The organism is Cellvibrio mixtus subsp. mixtus J3-8 (assembly GCF_000766945.1).
Taxonomy (GTDB): Bacteria; Pseudomonadota; Gammaproteobacteria; order Pseudomonadales; family Cellvibrionaceae; genus Cellvibrio; species Cellvibrio mixtus_A.
On the sequence record NZ_KN266212.1, the window covers coordinates 32,786 to 33,611 of the forward strand.

At 50.7% G+C, this 826-nt stretch carries 1 protein-coding gene; it reads left to right on the top strand.

Annotated features, from left to right (window positions below):
• Positions 1 to 826 (top strand): HAMP domain-containing protein (locus A596_RS23380; protein WP_200882960.1); only part of this gene is annotated, 826 nt, incomplete at both ends.

Sequence of the window (826 nt, forward strand, 5' to 3'; positions counted from 1 at the left end):
TCGTCATTTGCGTCAGAAGTAACGCGTGTAGCGCGTGAAGTAGGTACGGAAGGAAAGCTCGGCGGACAGGCGCAAGTAAAAGGTGTGGGTGGCACCTGGAAAGACCTTACCGATAACGTGAATTTCATGGCATCCAACCTGACTGGACAGGTGCGTAATATTGCGGAAGTAACCACCGCGGTAGCGCGGGGTGATTTGTCAAAAAAAATCACCGTGGATGTAAAAGGGGAAATCCTCGAATTGAAAGACACCATTAACGTGATGGTGGGCCAGCTTTCATCGTTTGCATCGGAAGTAACGCGCGTTGCGCGCGAAGTGGGAACGGAAGGAAAACTCGGCGGGCAAGCAAACGTATCGGACGTAGCCGGTACCTGGAAAGATTTGACCGACTCGGTAAATTCCATGGCCGGTAATTTGACCGGACAAGTGCGTAACATCGCCGATGTAACCACAGCGGTAGCCAATGGAGACTTGTCGAAAAAAATCACGGCGGATGCAAAAGGTGAAATCCTCGAATTAAAAAATACCATTAACGTGATGGTGGACCAGCTCAACTCATTTGCATCGGAAGTAACGCGTGTAGCGCGGGAAGTGGGAACTGAAGGAAAGCTCGGCGGACAAGCAAACGTATCGGACGTAGCCGGTACCTGGAAAGATTTGACCGATTCGGTAAATTCCATGGCCGGTAACTTGACGGGGCAGGTGCGTAATATCGCTGACGTCACCACGGCGGTAGCGAACGGCGATTTGTCGAAAAAAATCACCGCCGATGCAAAAGGCGAAATCCTCGAATTAAAAAATACCATCAACGTGATGGTGGACCAGC